Annotated in this window: 12 protein-coding genes and 2 pseudogenes; 12 read left to right on the forward strand and 2 right to left on the reverse strand. The window is 40.3% G+C overall.

What is annotated here, in order from left to right; translation table 11 throughout:
- Positions 1–577: 577 nt before the first annotated feature.
- The 11 genes and pseudogenes from AC1DVJ_RS07160 to AC1DVJ_RS07210 all read left to right on the forward strand — a co-directional run.
- Positions 578–808 (forward strand): annotated as a pseudogene (locus tag AC1DVJ_RS07160) (sugar ABC transporter permease); the annotation flags it as partial.
- 105 nt (positions 809–913) lie between these two features.
- On the forward strand, positions 914–1,063 hold the full coding sequence (gene sda, locus AC1DVJ_RS07165; RefSeq protein WP_477589472.1) for a sporulation histidine kinase inhibitor Sda: 150 nt from the start codon (positions 914–916) through the stop codon (positions 1,061–1,063).
- Between the two features lie 112 nt (positions 1,064–1,175).
- Positions 1,176–1,724, forward strand: a complete 549-nt coding sequence (locus AC1DVJ_RS07170) for a GGDEF domain-containing protein (RefSeq protein ID WP_477589474.1) — start codon at positions 1,176–1,178, stop codon at positions 1,722–1,724.
- 77 nt (positions 1,725–1,801) lie between these two features.
- The gene (locus AC1DVJ_RS07175; RefSeq protein WP_477589496.1) at positions 1,802–1,954 is read left to right on the forward strand and encodes an aspartyl-phosphate phosphatase Spo0E family protein; all 153 of its coding nucleotides are present in this window, start codon (positions 1,802–1,804) and stop codon (positions 1,952–1,954) included.
- Between the two features lie 548 nt (positions 1,955–2,502).
- On the forward strand, positions 2,503–7,329 hold the full coding sequence (locus AC1DVJ_RS07180; RefSeq protein ID WP_477589497.1) for a discoidin domain-containing protein: 4,827 nt from the start codon (positions 2,503–2,505) through the stop codon (positions 7,327–7,329).
- Positions 7,330–7,591: 262 nt separating this feature from the next.
- Positions 7,592–9,250 (forward strand): response regulator, encoded by a 1,659-nt coding sequence (locus tag AC1DVJ_RS07185; RefSeq protein ID WP_477589475.1) that lies wholly within the window; start codon positions 7,592–7,594, stop codon positions 9,248–9,250.
- Positions 9,251–9,340: 90 nt separating this feature from the next.
- Positions 9,341–10,498 carry an S-layer homology domain-containing protein gene (locus tag AC1DVJ_RS07190; protein ID WP_477589477.1) on the forward strand — a complete coding sequence of 386 codons (1,158 nt, stop codon included), beginning with the start codon at positions 9,341–9,343 and terminating at the stop codon, positions 10,496–10,498.
- 473 nt (positions 10,499–10,971) lie between these two features.
- Entirely contained in the window at positions 10,972–11,478 is a 507-nt protein-coding gene (locus AC1DVJ_RS07195; RefSeq protein WP_477589478.1) for a tyrosine-type recombinase/integrase, read from the forward strand.
- 486 nt (positions 11,479–11,964) lie between these two features.
- Complete coding sequence (locus AC1DVJ_RS07200; protein WP_477589480.1) at positions 11,965–14,091, forward strand: helix-turn-helix domain-containing protein; 2,127 nt, start codon at positions 11,965–11,967, stop codon at positions 14,089–14,091.
- A gap of 183 nt (positions 14,092–14,274) precedes the next feature.
- The gene (locus AC1DVJ_RS07205; protein WP_477589481.1) at positions 14,275–14,415 is read left to right on the forward strand and encodes a hypothetical protein; all 141 of its coding nucleotides are present in this window, start codon (positions 14,275–14,277) and stop codon (positions 14,413–14,415) included.
- Positions 14,416–14,923: 508 nt separating this feature from the next.
- Positions 14,924–16,513, forward strand: a complete 1,590-nt coding sequence (locus AC1DVJ_RS07210) for an ABC transporter substrate-binding protein (protein WP_477589482.1) — start codon at positions 14,924–14,926, stop codon at positions 16,511–16,513.
- A gap of 156 nt (positions 16,514–16,669) precedes the next feature.
- On the opposite strand, the gene AC1DVJ_RS07215 is transcribed toward AC1DVJ_RS07210, so the two are convergent.
- Positions 16,670–17,563 carry a carbohydrate ABC transporter permease gene (locus AC1DVJ_RS07215; RefSeq protein ID WP_477589498.1) on the reverse strand — a complete coding sequence of 298 codons (894 nt, stop codon included), beginning with the start codon at positions 17,561–17,563 and terminating at the stop codon, positions 16,670–16,672.
- 32 nt (positions 17,564–17,595) lie between these two features.
- Positions 17,596–18,585 carry an ABC transporter permease gene (locus AC1DVJ_RS07220; protein WP_477589484.1) on the reverse strand — a complete coding sequence of 330 codons (990 nt, stop codon included), beginning with the start codon at positions 18,583–18,585 and terminating at the stop codon, positions 17,596–17,598.
- A gap of 530 nt (positions 18,586–19,115) precedes the next feature.
- Between AC1DVJ_RS07220 and AC1DVJ_RS07225 the strand changes: the two are divergent.
- Positions 19,116–19,587: pseudogene (locus AC1DVJ_RS07225) on the forward strand (ABC transporter substrate-binding protein); the annotation flags it as partial.

Raw genomic sequence — 19,587 nt, forward strand, 5'->3', positions numbered from 1 at the left:
GAGTGCGACAGAAGAATTATTGAAAGTTTAATGTAATTATGTTCTTGTTAAATAACTATAGAACAATCCTAAACTCACAATTCTCTTTCCGAAAATATTCTCCAGACATCTTCACGGCTAAGACACTAAATTATAATAAATATCCTAACATGTAAGAGGACAAGTACATATATCTATAGAGATCCGCTCGCAGCGCGGTTTTAATTTATTACTTAGAAGTCTTAGGAAATTGGAAGCGCTGAGCAGGCGAAGCGGGTTGTTAGGTTTCGGGATGGGCGAATGGTGCATTAAAATGAGATAGAAAACTTAACGTGATACTGGCCTTACGAGAATCGTAGGGCTATTTGTGTTTTCATGCTGATTGCGTTGTTTTTATTTGAATCACTTAATATAATGTGGGAACTAATGTTCTCGTGATGGTGAAGCAGGCTTGGACTCAACATGGGCCATCGATTGGGTTCGGCTGTCTAAATTCGTTTACTATTTTTACCAAAGTCAACGTTGACCGGATATCGTACATGAGCATACGGATAGCCTGCCGATGGTTTACATTGCGAATTATTGGACGGAACGCACCTTGCCCCACTTTATTTCTTGGGTTATCGTCTCGGGGTTCGTCATCTCTCTGCTGTCCGTGGATAACGGCAGCCTGAACATACTGATGCAGAAGATCGACCAGATAAAGGAACCGGTGAACTGGATCTCGATTCCCGAATTTTTCTAGACGATATTAATCGCGACAGGAGTATGGAAGGAGACCGAGTTCGGCGCGATCATCTATTTGGTGGCAATCGCCGATGTCGCCCCCAGATGTAGAGTGGGTGAGATGTTATAACAAACATATGAAAAAACTACTTTTTTACGCCCAAATGTGTTTCTTCCCTCTACCCATTTCAGATTGAGGTGATAAATTATGCGGTCATTACAGGATGACAAATTGTTAAATGCTTTAAATAATGCCACGATTCTAAAAATTGACACTGAATTTATTGAAATAATCATCCGCAGTCCCATTATTTGGAATGGTTCTGGAAAGCAGTTGGGGATGTCAATTGGGGAATAGCGCTAGAAGCACTATATCATATGAAAAAGACGAATATTGCATCTAAAACGATATAAAAGATAGATTTACCTCATTAATCGTTCATTCTTATTCTTATCAGTTTTATGGGAAAATGGACATCATCTATTTGATCTGTGCATTAGCTAACATAGTATTGGGTTGGTTCTTGGGCAAGCACTATGATATTGCGAAGTTTTATTCCGAGAAAGACTACCTCACCCAGGTAAATACTCGAAGATATGGATTAAAAACATTATCTTCACTTTTGCTAAAGATGGAGCAGAAAAAGAAGGAATTAAGTTTGTTTGTAGTTGACGTGGATAAGTTTAAACAAATTAACGATACATTTGGGCACGATACGGGGGATAAGGTTTTAAAATGTATAGCTGCATCGTTGGTGAATTGTACAAGAAAAACGGATATTATAACTCGTTGGGGTGGTGATGAATTTCTTATTGTTGCCCCGGATATGAATAATTATGATTTATTTACTTTTTTAAATAGAATTGAAAATCAATTAAAGGAAGTATCGATGATTTTAAATTTAGAAATTTCTCTATCAATAGGTGTATCTAGTTACCCTGATGATGCGTTAAACATAGATGAATTAATAAGAATTGCAGATAAAAACATGTATCTAACTAAAATTAAAAAGTCGTGACACCAAAACCATATCAACAAATTATTTTATTGAAGGGGGTATGAAGACTGGATAAGGCCTCTAAAATCAAAAAAGCCATAGAAGAGAAAAGAGAGGAAATGGTCTTTCTAGGAATGATCTTTGGATTAGAATCAGAGGTTGTATTGAGGAAGTCTAAAGAACTTGATGATTTATTAAATCGATTTGATTCGTTGAAAAGGTCACATAATAGGGCCAGCAGCAGAATTTAGAGAAATCTTTAAAAAAAGTAGAAGCACATTCTTCATACTTTGAAGAATTCATGTATTTCTGTTGTATAGGTATTATGTTCACTTTGCTTATGATAGCGATATGAGGAAACTTAAGAGAGCAACTAGATGATTACTCGGAGGCGAAATTATCGTTAGCTTAGAAATCTACCAGGTATCTCAACAATCTTCAGATAAACGTGGCCATAAACTTAGGAATGGATAAATCTAATTAATCAGATTATTATTTGAAATTAATGATAATTTCGATTAAAAACATGATTATTCTTAAGGTGAAATTGTCACAAGATAGGTAAAATTGCAGTAGAAAGTCGATTTTGGGGGTTTTACTAATTTGTACTTTCTTGAAGGTGGGTGTAAGCGTACTCAAAATATTGATTTCATGAAGCTTGTGTGATTCTTATCTTTTCATTGAGAAAATACATCAAGTGAAGCGGTTAGTGATTGTCGATTATGCAAAATTATAGAAAGAGGTGCTAACATTGAAGAAAATAACTCCTATGCTTCTACTACTTACTCTTGTGTTAGGAATGTTACTTCCAAATTCAGAGGCTTCCGCAAGCGCTATTCAGGAAACAAACGGGACGGATCAAAGAGCAATATTAAACTTTAACAATAATTGGGGATTTTACCTAGGTGACTTGACTGGCGCAGAGGCCCCTGTTTTCGACGACAGCAAATTTGCAAATATTACAATTCCTCATACAATGAGACTTGAAAAAAAACATGCAAATGGCGCCCAATCCGTTTATCAAGGGATAGGTTGGTACAGAAATTATTTCACAGTTGATGAGCAGTATAGAGGAAAAACAATAAATATTGATTTTGAAGGTGTAATGATCGATAGTGACATCTACTTGAATGGTGAGAAAGTTTTCACTCGCAATGGTGGATATGTTGGTTTTTCAGTGGACATAACGAATAAGGTAAAGTATGGCCAAACCAATGTTCTGGCTGTAAGGGTATCCAGTTTGGACAATCCTGATACGCCGCCTGGGAAACCTGATGCGGGTCTTGATTACCATTACTTCGGCGGCATATATCGAGATGTAAAAATGAGAATTACGAATAATTTGCATATTTCCGATGCTTTACAGGCCGATAAAACAGCCAGTGGCGGCGTTTTTGTTACCTACCCTCAGGTAACAAGCTCAAGCGCAACGGTTAATGTGAAAACGCACGTCGTTAATGCAGATACTGTTTCTGCACAGGCCAAAGTAATCAGCAAGCTTGTAGATAAGAACGGAAACGTTGTTGCACAAAGTGAAACCGATCCAACAAGTATAGCTGCGAGTGGAGATAATCAATTCAATCAAACCTTAACTGTAACCAATCCAAGTTTGTGGAGTCCGGATTCTCCGTACTTATATTCTTTGGTAAGCGAGGTTTATAATGATTCGAGTTTAGTAGATTCTACGACTACTAAAGTAGGTGTCCGGACGATAGAGTTTAAGCCGGATGGTTTATATATCAATGGCCAAAAGACATTTATACGTGGAGCAAATCGTCATCAACAGTATCAAAATATAGGGGATGCAGCTTCTGATTCCATGCAATATCGCGATGCATTGCAAATGAAAGCAGATGGATTTAATGCGGTGCGGGCTGCTCACTATCCTAATGATCCTGCATTTATGGATGCAGCCGACGAAATTGGCCTGTTGGTCGTAGAGTGTCAGCCTGGTTGGCAGAACTGGACAAACAGCACTAAATTTTATGATTTAACATTAAGAGATACACGCGAAATGATAAGACGCGATCGGAACAGACCCTCAGTCGTCTTATGGGAAGCAGCGTTGAATGAAACACCAACTGCCCCGGCATCATGGAACGACGCAGTAACTAAAATTGCTCATGAGGAATATCCGGGTAACCAGATGTATACCGCGAACGACAATGGGCTTCATGGTGAATACTATGAGGTTAATTACAAGGGAGTTAATACGAATTGGCAAGCAGATCCAAGTAAATGGACGGATTATGCTCCCAATAAAGCGTTCTTAACACGTGAATGGGGTGATTGGGGCGATGGTAGTAGGGCTTTGRGAAATCAAGGCGAAGCTGCTATTACATCCGCACTTCTTAACCGTCAGAGAATGCTGAATGGTGATGGTTATTCTGACTGGGGCGGGATGGATGCCAATGCGAGAATAGGCGGTTATTTCATGTGGATTTGGAATGACCATACTCGAGGGTCAAACTCTGTGACAGCAGGAGCCGGATCAGTAGATATAGATAGATATGAAAAATACGGCTACTATTGGCTGCAGTCCATGCAATCTGCTAGAAACCCTGTATATGGACCAATGGTGTTTATAGGAAGCTCTTATTCTTCAACATCAAGTCTTAGTGTCAATGTATTCAGCAATGCTGATTCTGTTAAGCTGTATCAAAACAATGTACTAGTGAGAGAAATTACAAGAGCACAGGCTGCAGTGGATGTTCCTAATACAGTAGCAAAAGGTGGCAGCCCGATATTCAAATTTACATTGTCCCAGTTTGTTGCGGGAGAACTTAGAGCTGATGCTATCTTAGATGGACAAGTTGTAAAAACGCATACGGTTAAAACACCTGGTCAGGCAAATAAACTAGAAATTGAAGTTCGTGATAGAGGTATTAAACCTGTAGCGGATGGTTCTGACTTAATACCTGTCTATTTCAAGGTTGTTGATGCAAACGGTACAGTAGTTCCAACTGCTGCAAATTCCGTTCATATCGCTGTAACAGGACAAGGTCAGCTTGAAGGCAAAGGCATGCCAAGAATTGGCGTTGAAGATCAGAATGTTGAAGCAGGAATAGGCTTTGCATTTGTAAGAGCTTCTGACATAAGTGGGGATATACAAATAACTGCTACTTCAGAAGGTCTCACCTCAGCAACGACAACTGTAAGCACGTTACCTTACCAAGGACAGTTTGTGTCAGTATCACAACATACGCCATGGGTTGGCGGAGTTGAGAAACTAGAGCCTAAAGAGGCATTCTTTAAAAATATTGCCATTGGAAAGCCCACTACAGCATCGTCTGAGCAAGGTGGAAATCCTGCTAGAAATGCAGTAGACAATAGTGAATCTACAAAATGGACTGCAAATGGAAGTTCTTTGCCCCAATGGTTGCAGGTTGATCTAGGGAAAAACTATAACTTGCAAGGCTTCCAGATGCTATGGGAGAAATCAGATGCTGTATATAAATATTACATTGAAGTTTCAAAAGATGGCGTGAATTGGACTAAGGTTATTGATAAATCAACCAATACAGTTAAAAACGGTAAAGAGACAGCTTTGGTTGATACGAGAGGCAGATACGTAAAATTATCCATTGTAGGCAACATTACTAATAATTACTGGGCATCCCTGTATGAGTTTAAGGTGGTACCATCAGATGAACAAATCCCGGATGATATTATTACTGATAATGCCATCGACACAATAACAGCATCATCGGAAACTGAAGCTGGTCGAGGCACGGATAAGTTAAGGGATGGAGATACAAACATTGGAACAGGCTGGTTGGCAAAATCAAATGAAATGCCGCAGTCCGTTACTGTTAAGTTTAAGACACCCCAAACTATAGCGGGGAGCCGCATTTTCTGGGAAAAAGATAGTAACTGGTATACCTATGATTTAGAAGTATCAACGGATGGCGTTGTATGGCGTAAAGCTCTTGATAACTACACTGTAGGGGGGCAACAATTTACACCGGAGACTTTTGCTAAGCCATTTAAGAATATCAATTATGTTCGCGTAACTATAAAGGATATACTTGCCGGTGGTGGATTTAGAGTAGGGTTCGCTGAATTGATCTTGTATGGCCAAAACTATACGTTTAGTTCAGTCATGAGCTTCACAGCGCCGGCAGCCATCACAGGAGTGAACATCGGAACGGCAAAGACAGCGGACGCTCTTGGATTGCCAAAGACAGTAGCCATGGTTACCAATGCAAACAGTGTGGATGCCAATGTGACATGGAATGTAGATGCAACAAACTATGATCCCACTGTAATGACAGCACAGACCTTCACTGTTAATGGAACTGTAGCTTTGCCAACAGATGTAGAAAATCCCAACAACGTGCCTTTGACAACAAGCGTTAGCGTAACTGTAAATAAGATCCCTTCATCACAATTGACGGCAACGGCGACAAGTCAGGAAAATGCGGACAACGCAGCTTCAAAGGCGATTGACGGAAATCCAGGAACGATCTGGCATACAAAGTGGAGTGGATCCGACGTTCTCCCACAATCGATTACCTTAAACCTTGGAGGCACCTACAATATCAATAAAGTCGCGTATTTACCAAGGCAATCAGGAGGCACCAATGGAATTATAACAGGCTATAACGTGTATGTAAGTACGGATGGTGTATCTTTTACGAAGGTTGCAAATGGAAATTGGGCGAACGACATTGCATTGAAATATGCTACGTTTGCTTCGACAAATGCTTCCTATGTCAAGCTCGAAGCAACAGCGGGCAACAGTGGGTTTGCAAGCGCCTCGGAGATCAGTGTACTTGCGGAACCAGTGGTAGTGCCGGTAGTGCCGCAAACTGTTTTAACTGGAGCGCAGATAGTAAATTCTGGCCAAACTTTCAATCTGACGATGGGATTGACTAGCGTTACGCAAAGTGTATACCAACAAGTGTATGGTCAAGACTTGACGTTTCACTTTGATCCGACAAGATTGGAGTTCAATACAGTTACGTCATTGATAGACGGATTTAGAGTCATTGATAAAGATGACTCGGTGCCAGGAACTATTAGGATTGTGGCTGCCAGCGTGGGCGCTAACATACCTGCCCAAGGCGAATTGCTCTCAATCCAATTTAAGGCCAAATCTATAACTCAGGCAACCAATACGACAATTTCTGTAGACCATGTTGTGATTGCCAATGGGCTGGGGAATGAGCTGAAGGTCGGCGGAGCTTCCCACGAGATACAAATAACTGTAGCTAGTATACCTGTAGATAAGTCGCTCTTGAACGCAACGATCACAAGCGCTCAGGCGAAGTACGATGCAGCTGTGGAAGGCAATGGAGATGGACTGTATGCGATTGGCTCCAAAGCGCAATTGCAGTCGGCTATCGATGCAGCCAAAGCGGCAGTAAACAATTCGAATGCAACTCAACAGCAGGTAGATAGCGCGAAAATAGCATTGGAAGCTGCAATGCAAGTGTTCGAAAGCAAGAAAATAACCGCAGATATCAATGGAGGCGGTATCTCAATTGGAGACTTGGCTTCCGTTGCAGTTGCTTACGGCAAAGAACAAGGTCAATCGGGATGGAATGAGAAAGCGGATGTCAACCATGACGGCAAAGTAGACATTACAGACCTTGCCATTGTAGCAAGAGCGATTTTGAATTAAAAGCTCTAAAAAAAGATGAAGGGGCGGGCGTGGTTACCATGCCCGCAAATTTTTAGAAAACAAAATGACTTTTCATTAAATTGTATTCGGCTTATAAATCTGAATGTTTCGTTATGAAACTGCAGACCACAGGCCGATATTTTTTTTCCCAACGATAACTTTGCTTGCATTTTCTTTCATTAACGAAGCAATTTGTCCTATTTTTGCGAACTCCAAGCGGCTTCGTAAATAGTTTTATATAAAAATGTTTTGGAGGGTAAATATGTACAAATTAATTTTAGTGGATGACGAAGAGGATGTTCGGGAAGGTGTCGTTCGCGAATTGGACTGGAAAGCGATCGGCTTCGAGGTCATTGAGAAGGCAGAGAACGGCAGAGAAGCATTGGAAATGGTAGAGAGGCTGCAACCGGACGTCGTAGTAACGGATATCAAGATGCCGTTCATGAATGGACTTCAGCTTGCTGAAGAAATTCGGGAACGCTTTCCGACCATTAAGATCATAATTCTAACGGGATATGATGACTTCGAGTATGCTCAAAGAGCGATTAAGCTGCACATCGACGAGTATGTGCTGAAACCTTTTTCGGCGCAGGAGCTCATCCATTCGCTGCTTAAGGTAAAGGGGCAGATTCAAGAGGAAGTGGCCCGCCGGGAGACTGTACAGTTGCTTTTGGAGCATTTTCAGAAGAGTATACCTATGCTGAAGGAGAATTTCCTGGCTACACTCATAAATCGTAAGCTTCCCGTTGAAGAAGTGTATGAGAAGGCGGCGAAATATGGCATTGATCTCAGCGGTAATAGCTTCGTGGTTGCTGTAATGAGTATTGATGGGGAGCTGATCCCTGAAGAGGAGATTCAGAAACGGGGAGGGCTTGTAGGTTCGGTTACTTTGAAATATTCGGAGGATCAGGCGCTGAAATATTTTGCCCTATTGAATATTACAGAGGAAATTGCTGATAAACGGTGCCTTGGTCTTGTTTTCATGCATAACGATCAGGTGGTAGTGATATCCGTAAGGGAGACCGGGGATCGCGAAATCGCACTGCAAGAGACGATGAAGATACTGGATGAAGTACGACAGAATGTGGAGAGGTACTTGAAGTTCAACATAACAGTTAGTATTGGGACAGTCATGAAGGATGTCGCCAAAATTAAATATTCGTATGAAGATGCTGTGCTGGCGCTAGACTATCGACTCATCCTTGGGAATAACCGGATTATTTGCATCGATGATGTAGAAAAGCGCAGTGTAGAGAACCTCCGCTTTGATGACCTAAAGGAGCACTCCTTGACGCGTTGCATCAAAGTAGGGACGAATCAGGAAATCAAGGAGACGATAGATGAGCTTTTTCAGGGGATCGAGGGAGCTGCTTCCGTTAAGGAGTATCAGATCTATCTGCTCGAAATCTTGACTTGTATTTTAAAGGTCGCCAAAGATTCAAATTTGAATGTGGACGAGGTATTCGGTGACAACTTCATTCCATTTACAGAGATCAATAAGTTTACTACCTTGGAAGTAGCCAAGCATTGGCTTGTCGAGCTGTGCACCTCGATGATGAATCATATTGCCACAGACCGTCAATATTCGTATAAAAAGCTGGTGGGGCTGGCCAAAGAGTACACGAAGAACCATTATCACGAAGACGATATTACAATTAACAAAGTGTCTAGCTATTTGTATATCAGTACGGGATATTTCAGCAGTATTTTCAAAAAAGAGACAAAAATGACGTTCGTGCACTATTTGAACCATATCCGCATAGATGCTGCCAAGGAATTGCTACGTACCACGGATATGAAGACATTTGAAATCGCGGAGAAAGTAGGCTATTCCGATGCCAATTATTTCAGCTTTTCCTTCCGTAAAAATGTCGGCGTATCCCCAAGGGATTATAGAAATACCAGTGCCATAGGGGTGTAGGCTTAAAGGAAAGAAGGATTATAGGGCAATTTGTAAGACTTTTGCAATAAAGCAACTACACTATGTTATATAAAAGGGAGATTTTCTTCGATGATAAAAAAAATACACACATTCAGTCTGATGTTTTTTTTAACAATGCTTTTGCTTCCATCACTTGGTATACATGCAACCTCTGGACCAGCCTTCGTGCTTTCCATCTCGGATGAAAGCATATCGGCAGGCGATAATTTCCAAGTGACGGTGAGTGGAAAGCAAGTAAGCGACTTATACGCATATGAAGTCAATTTATCTTTTGATACCAGCCACTTGAAGTATATCAATGGTTCTAGTGATAGTAGCGGATTTGCTGTGGGGCCTCTTGTGGAAGGAAACAAAATTCAAATTGCGAATACGCAAACAGGCAATGCTCCAGGCAAGAACGGGGATGTGACACTGGCAAAGCTGACATTTCAAGCGGTTAGTCAAGGATCTGCTGAAATTGTGCTGGAAAACGTGAAACAGTTGAATTCAGAGTTAGAGTCTACTGTTGTTTCTAACAACAGTAAGGTTTCGGCTATTATAACAAACAAGATCCAGACTAATCCGAATGATGTGTTTAATAGTGATATTGTTAATGTAAAAGACTTGCTTCAAGCTATCAAGTCTAAGGTAGCGGAAGCTCTGACATCTAATACGAAAATTGAACTGGCTGACATTCAAGGTCACTGGGCCGAAAAGACCATCGGTACATTCGTGAAACTTGGCGTTATCGATGGGTATGAGGATGGATCGTTCCGACCGGATGGCAAAATTACACGCGCTGAGTTCGCAGCAATCATCGCACGCGTATTTGATATCAGCAGCAGCGCTAATCATTCCGTTGAACTAAACGATCTCGACAGTCACTGGGCAAAGGGCGTTATTAAGAAGCTCGCTAGCGCAGGGGTGATTGCCGGTTACGAAGACGGAACCTTTAAACCGGACCAAACAATCAGTCGCGAGGAAATGATTGTCATTTTATCACGTGTTGTCAACTTGACTAAACTGGATAAAGATTCTTCCAAGGGTAACTTAACAGATTTGGCAAGCGCTAGTTCCTATGCAGTGAATCAAATCAAAGATGCGGCTGAAGCTGGCATCGTTAGTGTCAAGAACGGTGGAATATTTGATCCACATGGCAACTCCACACGTTCGGAGGCTCTTACGGTCATTCTGAATGCATTGAACCTTAACACCCAAATAAAAACATTATTGGACAGCTTGGACTAACGATTGAAAGCGGAGCGAGCGTATGAGGTTCCGGGTGTCTTTGAGCAAAGGTATGATCAAGTTATTATTCTGGATTAGGTTCCAATTTTAGGAGGCATATGCGTAATCGAATCCTTTATTTGTTGTTTCACATTTTAAGTCGCTTTTATAAGAAAACGGGATACTGGCAGTCACATGAGTTCATTAGATTAGTAAGAAAAAGAGATCGTTACAAATAACTTACATTACGATTCTTATCTTTGATGACTTGATGATATTCGTCATGTCCTTGACCTCGCTCTTGTTTTTAACCTCATTACTAAAGTGCAAAAGACCCGGATGGTGGGCACTTTTTTTTCAAAATGCCTATCTTCCAGGTCACCAAGTCTAAGATAAAGTAAGTCAAGAAATATAGTGGAAAAAGGAGGGGGAATCGACTTTGATGCCAAGGGTAAAAATAAACGTAACATCAATTAGAGGAAGGAGTGTATTTTATGCAAAAGGTCAACCCTATAAGGGATAGGCTAAAAATAAAAGAAATCCAATTTATTCTTTTGAAGCGGTCACTCAGAGATTGGCTACTGTTTACAACCGGAATAAATTCGGGCTTGCATCTTAACGACCTGCTTCAATTAAAAGTAAAAGATGTAAAGGGGAAAAATGTTATACAAGTAAAAGAAAAAAAGACCGGAAAAGAAAAAAAATTTGAGTTAATTGAGGAGTTACGTGCTGGATTCAAACTGTATCTTAAATACAAGGATGATGAAGAGTATGTATTCCACTCAAAGAGAACGGGTAATCCAATCAAACGGATCCATGTGTATCGAATTTTGAATAAGGCTGGCAAAGAAGCCGGTTTAAATAAAGTCGGAACCCATACGTTACGTAAGACGTACGGATATCACTTTTATCAAACAACCAAAAACGTATCCGTGCTTAAAGAATTATTTAATCATTCTGCACCCTCGGTCACGTTGAAGTATATTGGAGTTTGCTCATAATCAATCACAATTTAAGGGTGTCCCAAAAGTCATGAAAAATGATTGAAGGGCACCGTCATTTAAATCACCAGTCCCGTTTCTTGTTTGAATTTACGGGAAAAGTAATTTCAGTAGTTTACATTATTCCATTAAAAAATGCATTTTTCTACAAATTGTATTGTTATTTATATATCTTGAAAACTTTCTGAAGGATAAAGCCACAGTCTTGGAGAAGAGAGAAGTATAGTAAATTATCTTTAGGAGGTTAACTCTCACATGTTATTCCCGCTTAAATCTCCTCGCAAGACTTTATTTGCAAAAATGATGTTAACTCTTACCATAACCGTTACTTTATTGATTTTAGGGCTATCGTCGCTTCTCTATCGAAATTTCTTTACGGCTTCTTTGGATAATATCAACCGAATGAATACCTCTATCCTTTCTCAAACCAGCTACAGCACGAAGTATATGGATTCTTTGGTTAGCAAATTTATAAATACCGTTATCATGAGTCCTTCTACATCCGTTCTGCTGAATAATACGGATAACGATATGGTTACGCTCGGATCTGCATTCCGCAACCTCGATAGCCTTTCACTTCCGCATGATTATGTTTACTCCGTATATACGATCAATCTCGCTTTAAACCGTATCGTATCCACAGAGACGGGCAATTTTTATACAAAAGAAGATTTCTACGATCAAGACATTATTTCATTGTTGCAAACGGTGAACAAAGACTCATTTGCCGAAATGCCTATTGCCAGAAAAATCCCAAACCCCCAAGCCTCAACAGCTTCGGAATTAGCTAACGTGTACACCTATATCGTGCCCGACGGTCTGGAAATGAATCCATCCTCTCGCATTGCGACTGTCATCAATATCAAAGCAAGTGTGCTTCGGGATATGATCGCATCATTAAATGCCAAAATGTCAGGCCCTGGAAACGAAATTATCGTGATCGATTCCCAAGGAACGATTGTAAACCATACATCAGAAAGCATGTTTCTGCATAGCGCGAAACAAGAGCCGTATATCCAAACTTTACTAGCAGCCGATCAAGTATCAGGAAGCTTTAAGACGAACCTGAACGGTCAAGATTATCAAGTTACCTATGTTTCTTCCGATAAACCAAAATGGAAATTTATTAGTTTGACTTCATACGCAACATTTATTGGCACAGTTGATTCAATCAAAACTTCTACGCTTTGGATATGTCTAACGATCCTGGGTCTCGGTTTATTTTTCTCGTTCATCATGTCAAGATCGCTTTATATTCCTGTCGGCAGACTTGTAGAGACCGTTAAAGAACATCTCACAAGCGCTCATAATAAGGATCATCCGACAAATGACATCTTTTTTCTGCAAAACGTTTTCAATGAAATGATTACGAAAAATAATGAATGGGAAAATAAACAAAGAGAGCAGCTCGCTCCCTTAAAAAACAAGTGGCTGCAAGATATGCTGCTTGGTATCCGGTATGTTGATCAGGAAGCGTTGCGAGCTTCTCAAAAAGAGCTTGGTATACATTTAAATCTAAATGGCCCGCTTAGATTGTTACTTCTTCGCCTGGACAACTATCGTGATTTTCTAGACCTATATAATGAAAAAGACCGTTGGCTCTTAAAGTTCGGCATTGCTAACATCGTTAATGAATTCGTGTCAGAGGAATATAAACTAGAAAACATTTACCTGGAAAACGATCACCTTCTGTTGCTGTTGGAAATCAGCCCTTTAGAGAATGTTGAAACTACAGAAGGTGCGTTAAAGAGGCTTATTGAATTAGCACAAAAAGCTGTAAACCAGTACCTGAAACTCTCTTTTTCCGCAACTCTAAGCATCCCTGTCAATTCTTACTTACAACTCTATGAGTCTTATTCCGATACATTAGCACTATCTTCGTATCGGATCGTCGCAGGTCACAACAGCTTCCTGACTCCAACTTTTCGAAGTTCGATCAAGGAAACAGTAATTTCCTTTCCCGAGAGTAAGGCCAAATTGCTGCTTGACTCCTTGAAATTGGGCCATTTGGACAAAGCGGAGGAAGCGTACTCTGATTTTATTAATCAACTTTCCGGAACGACTTATGAAAACTTGCTTTCGTCCATTATGCAGCTTAGCTTTATGTTGAGAACAACCTTTAACATCATTTTGGAAAGTGATGAATTCCGAAAATCAGAACTATTTCAGATTGTTTCCAGAAATATTGAGCAGTTTGAAACCATTGAAGAAATTCATGAAACCTATTCATCCCTATTTTCCGAAATCATTCGCGTCATGGAACAAAATAAACATAATAAACACAATTCGATTATTTCAAGAATCAAAAAGATGATCGAGGAACAATACCGTGATAATAACTTAAATCTACGTATTATCTCCGACGAGTTTCAAATGTCAAATGTTTATTTGGGGAAATTATTCAAAGACGCTACAGGTAAATCCGTTTCGGAGTATATTACTGACGTACGAATGAATCATGTCAAACAACTGCTGGACAATAGCAATCTTTCAACCAAGCAAATCTTATCTCAGTGCGGTATGGAAGAGACAAACTATTTTTATATCATTTTCAAAAAGCGTTACGGGGTAACGTTGTCTCAATACAAGATTGAGAAAACAAATCGTGAGTAGGCCTACTCCAGAGGCCAAAGGAATTGAAGCGATGCATATGATCAAAAAGGGGCAAGTCGAATGTAATCATTCGACGCCCCTTTTTGTTGTTAAACCCATCTATCCGTTTTTCGGTTTAATCGTCAGGGCAAGTCGGTTTTCTCGACMGCTTGGACTCCCTTTTCTCATTAAGTTTAACCGCAATTGCTCGATAAGCTGAAAAAATCGAGTGCAGGCAAAAGTACTGGACGAATACCTGTAGACGATTTCGACAAATACGTAAGTGAGTGGAATAAAATGGGCGGCGACAAGGTGATGGCGGAAGCCAAGCTAGGTTATGAATAATTGATGAAGCAATAGTGAAGGGGAAACGATTTTTGTATCTTACAACATAATGAAGGGTTAATGTACCTCATTTATTTGATAATTGACTTATTCGGTGGACCGTATCCTTTATTTCCGATGACAAGCAGTTGAATTACTTTCAAATTGGTATTCGCTTCTCACACGATTACTTGGGTAAGGATTCTAAAATAAAAAAATCCTAGCCGTACAGCAAATATTGGACGGCTATATTTTCATTCTTCAGGTAGCAGTGAATGGAGTTCTATGGCAAATGCAATTACCAAGCATATAACCTGACTTTTTCCACGAAATGAGATGAAAATGGCTCTCAATCACTTTACATTTGTACCCACAGTCGGGACACTTTGTATCTTTTTTAGTATAATAGGGTAAGCACCGGAGGTGCGATTACAACATTTCTAAGAAGATCTTTAGCGAAAGAGATCATATGAATTTATCAATGAATAGTTGAAACTCAAAATCGCAGATCAGAAAAAAGGAGGACAAAATGCTTAAACAGAAAAAGAAAATTGTATCAGTAATAGCTTTATCCCTAATTGTGCCCCTTGCGATCTCCGGATGCGGAACAGATACGAATCAGGGGAAACAAACTGACGTGTCACCGAGCCATACAGCCCAGGTTAAAGGACAACAGAATGAACAGCCGGTAGAATTGACATTTTATATTGCTAATTCACCKGTTAAAGACATGGATCGAATTATGGGAGCGGCAAATAAGATCATTAAAGAAAATATTAACGCAACATTGAAGCTTGTCGTTACCGACTGGAGCGCGTACCCGCAAAAAGTGAATTTGATGATTTCCTCGGGTGAACCGTTTGATCTCGCCTTTACCGGAAGCTTTGGAGAATTGAACTATTTCCAGAACGCTTCCAAAGGAGCTTTCAAGGATATCACCGCGCTTCTGGATAAGTATGCTCCAACGACCAAGTCGAGAGTGCCCGAGAATATATGGCAAGGYGTTAAAGTGAATGGCAAAATATTTGGATCSATTAATTACCAGRTATGGGGGATGGCCGGAGCCAGAGGGGTRCARCTTAGAAAAGACTTCGTCGACAAATACCARTTCGATTGGAAATCGGCAAAGAAATGGGAGGACCTGACGCCATTTCTGGATGCTGTGAAAAAAGGCGAACCTGATATGATTCCTTGGGAATACAGCAATCAGCAAGACAATTTTGCAGATTTGTCCGTCGTTTATGGCATGGATTCAGTGGGTGATAATAAAATTCCCGGCTGGGTTCGGTATAACGATAAAGATATCAAGGTAATCAATCAATACGAAACCCAGGAGTATAAGGATTATCTTAAATTGTTTAGAAGCTGGTATCAAAAAGGCTACATAAAGAAAGATGCCGCGACGATGAAGGATTATRTACCGGACAGAAAAGCCAAACGAATTGCCGCGTTATATACGAACCCGTATCCTGACCTGGTTGACATGCCTGAGCTTGGCTCCTCTTCTTTCATGCCTATGTCGCCGCCGGATGATAAGGTTTACAGTTACACCAAGAGGTTTACCAAGCCCTTTATCTCAGCCAATACGCCTTCAATTGCATTAGTTGCTGTAGGCGCCAACTCGAAGCATCCCGAAAAGGCGGTTCAACTAATCGAATTGCTGAATACGAATGACGAGCTATTCCATCTCCTCGCTTTCGGTCAAGATGGGATCGATTATAAAAAGATTGGCGAAAAGCAAATTGACATGATCAAAGACCAATACAATTTTAACTGGTATGAATGGGAAATCGGACAGTCTTATGGCAGGATGTTGTGGGATCAGAACACCGATGTCGAATCACGTGAAAAGTCGCTCAACATCGTTTATCAAGCTGATAAGACAGCAATGGTATCGCCTGTGATGGGATTTGTATTTAATACGGAACCCGTTAAAACCCAAATGGCAAATGTTGACGCGACTTTGAAAGAATTTCTATATGCGCTCGATTCGGGCACGGCAGATCCTGACAAATATTATGATGAATTTATAAGAAAATTGAAGAATGCCGGGGCCGACGGTATTATTGCGGAGAAGCAGAAACAGATTAACGAATGGAAAAAGCAGAATGGCAAGTAAGCATGAAGTAAAGAATGACAAGCTATACGATTAGCGGGATTTAAGGTCTGGGAAGCTAAGAGCCCTAATCTGCAAGCTGACGACGGTACAATTACGGAGTCAGTTTGCAGATTAGGGCTCGTTCTATATTCTTATTTTAATAATCAATATTTCAGCTCATGATTTTACCGCTCCAAGAGTCAACCCTTTAACAAAATATTTTTGCAAAAGAGGGTACGCTAATATGATCGGTCCAATTGATAGCATGCAGGTAGCCATTCTTGCGCTTTCTCCTGGAAGCATACCAATCGATTGTTCAATGGATCTAGAAGCGTTTGCGTTGCTTAGCAGCATCTGAATGTTTGTCATTAAGGACTGAAGCAAATATTGAAGATTATAAAGTTTATTGTTCTCTATAAACAACGAGCAGGTGAACCAGTCGTTCCAATAGGCCACAGAAATAAACAACCCGATAGTCGCTAGAACAGGCGTAGACAGAGGGAGTACAATCCGGAAATAAGTCCTGAATTCCCCCGAGCCGTCAATCCTCGCCGATTCAATGATTGCGTCAGGCAGCGATTTGAAAAAATTGCGCATGATCATCACATGTACCGGAGAAACAAGCATCACGACGATTAGAACAAAAAATGTATCCTTCAAGTGGAGGTATCTGGTTATCAAAATGTAGTAGGGAGCCAATCCTCCGTTGAACAGAATAGTAAAGAACACAAGGAACGCTATCTGATTCCTGTATTTGACTTCATTCCTGGAAATAGCATAGGACATCAGCGAGGTCACAAATAAATGAAGAAATGTGCCAACGACTGTGACGAGGATTGTAACCTTGTAAGCATTCAAAATGGTTGAAGTGCCGGAGAATACATACTGGTAGCCTATGAGACTGAATACTTTCGGTATCAGGTGAAATCCGTCGGTCACGAGTGATTTTTCATCTGTAAAGGAAATGGACAGCACCAGTAAAATAGGTATAAGGCACATCACACTATATACGGCAAACATTAAATTGATCAGAATCTTCGGTACTACATTCCATCCTGTGAAGGATATCATTTTCACTTTTACACGCTCCTCAAATTAGTACGCTAGAATAGCGAGCTGTCGGAATCATATTTTTTGACCAGAGAGTTGGTTATCAGCACCAACACAAATCCAACAACTGCTTGATACAATCCAACTGCAGATGACATTCCGATATCGTTAACAGTACGCAATGACCTGAAAACGTAGGTGTCGATAACATCAGTCGTAGAAAACAAAATCCCCGATTCCCGTGGCAGATTGTAAAATGCGCCCCAATCGCCAAGCCCGCCATTGAAAATCTTCCCAAGCGAGAGGAGTAAAAGGATAATGACAACGGGCATCAATAACGGAATCGTAATGAATTTTGCCTTCTGCCACTTGTTCGCCCCGTCGATTTCCGCTGCTTCATAATAATCTGACGATATTCCCAGTAAAGCCGCAACATAAACAACCGAAGTATAGCCTACTGACTTTAAGATAAAGGCCAACGGCATTATAAAACGCCAATATAACGGCTCACCATACCATTGTATCTCTTCTAATCCTAGTGATCTTCGAATCCCGTTCATTACCCCCTGGTCAGGGCTAAGCAAGGCGTACACAATATACTCTCCTACTACCCAAGATAGGAAAAACGGAAGCAACATCACACTTTTATAAAGCGATGTCCGTAACCGGCTTCCGGTTTCCTGCAACAAGATGGCGAAAACAACGGAAATAACGGTTACTGTCAGCATGATGATCAGGTTGTAAAAAATCGTATTAAACGTAACCCTCCATACCGCATCGGACTTGAAGAAAAACTCGAAATTTTTAAACCCGATCCATTTGCTGCCCCATACTCCCTTTATCGGGTTATAGTCCTTGAAAGCGATCACCGCCCCGAACATAGGCAAGTAACTGAATATGATGAAATAAAGCAATCCTGGCAGCGCCATGACGTAAAACGGCCAGCGTCTGAAAATTTCCATTAAAAAACTTTGCCGACGCACGGAGCTGGCCTTTTTGAAGCCATTCTTTACAGCAGTTGTGGCTGGTACATTGTTATTCATTTACCCACTCCTCATTAATGAAAGTCTTGTTTGTTTGGACATAATTCCACATTAGACGAAAAAAGAAAATCATAAAACAGTAAAAAGCATGTTTTCCTTTAATAATTCGTTATTACGGTTCTATAAAAAATAATGGTTTCTCTATTTTTTTTGATATTAAGCTAGAATGAAATACTCGAGCTCAAAAGTTGGGGCTGAGATTCAAATATGATTTGAAAATCCTCCGCACATATTTTTAAAAATAGATGCTGATTAAGGGATTGTCTGAAGTGGGTAAAAACTTGGAAAAAATTACATATTGATGAAATGTAAAGTTTTTGAAGAATCACAATAGTAAATTATCGAAGGAAACCATATTTTTTTCTGTATTAAAGATTATCGTAATTTATTATTGTGAAATTGCAGTCAATAGCATCTGCGCTTTTCCATATAGGGGGAGATGAGGCTAACGTTAACTTCTCGAATGTTTTGAATTTATTGTATGGATTGTAAGAAACTCAAAATCGCGGATCAGAAAAAAGGAGGACAAAATGCTTAAACAGAAGAAGAAAATTGCATCAGTAATAGCTTTATCCCTTATTATGCCCCTTACGCTCGCCGGATGCGGAACAGACACGAAACAAACTGACGTGTCACCGAGCCAGACAGCCCAGGTTAAAGGACAACAGAATGAACAGCCGGTAGAATTAACATTTTATATTGCTAATTCACCGGTTAAAGACATGGATCGAATTATGGAAGCGGCAAATAAGATCATTAAAGAAAAAATTAACGCAACATTAAAGCTTGTTGTTACCGACTGGAGCACGTACCCGCAAAAAGTGAATTTGATGATTTCCTCGGGTGAACCGTTTGATCTTGCCTTTACCGGAAGTTTTGGAGAATTGAACTATTTCCAGAATGCTTCCAAAGGAGCTTTCAAGGATATCACCGCGCTTCTGGATAAGTATGCTCCAACGACCAAGTCGAGAGTGCCCGAGAATATATGGCAAGGTGTTAAAG

The sequence above is a fragment of the Paenibacillus sp. P4_A9 genome (assembly GCF_056402415.1).

Bases quoted from the DNA above. Each gene is read 5' to 3' on its own strand.
- AC1DVJ_RS07185 (WP_477589475.1), top strand. From the start codon at position 7,592: ATGTACAAATTAATTTTAGTGGATGACGAAGAGGATGTTCGGGAAGGT.
- AC1DVJ_RS07200 (WP_477589480.1), top strand. From the start codon at position 11,965: ATGAGTCCTTCTACATCCGTTCTGCTGAATAATACGGATAACGATATG.
- AC1DVJ_RS07220 (WP_477589484.1), bottom strand. From the start codon at position 18,585: ATGAATAACAATGTACCAGCCACAACTGCTGTAAAGAATGGCTTCAAA.
- AC1DVJ_RS07190 (WP_477589477.1), top strand. From the start codon at position 9,341: ATGATAAAAAAAATACACACATTCAGTCTGATGTTTTTTTTAACAATG.
- sda (WP_477589472.1), top strand. From the start codon at position 914: ATGCGGTCATTACAGGATGACAAATTGTTAAATGCTTTAAATAATGCC.
- AC1DVJ_RS07170 (WP_477589474.1), top strand. From the start codon at position 1,176: ATGGACATCATCTATTTGATCTGTGCATTAGCTAACATAGTATTGGGT.
- AC1DVJ_RS07195 (WP_477589478.1), top strand. From the start codon at position 10,972: ATGCAAAAGGTCAACCCTATAAGGGATAGGCTAAAAATAAAAGAAATC.
- AC1DVJ_RS07215 (WP_477589498.1), bottom strand. From the start codon at position 17,563: ATGATATCCTTCACAGGATGGAATGTAGTACCGAAGATTCTGATCAAT.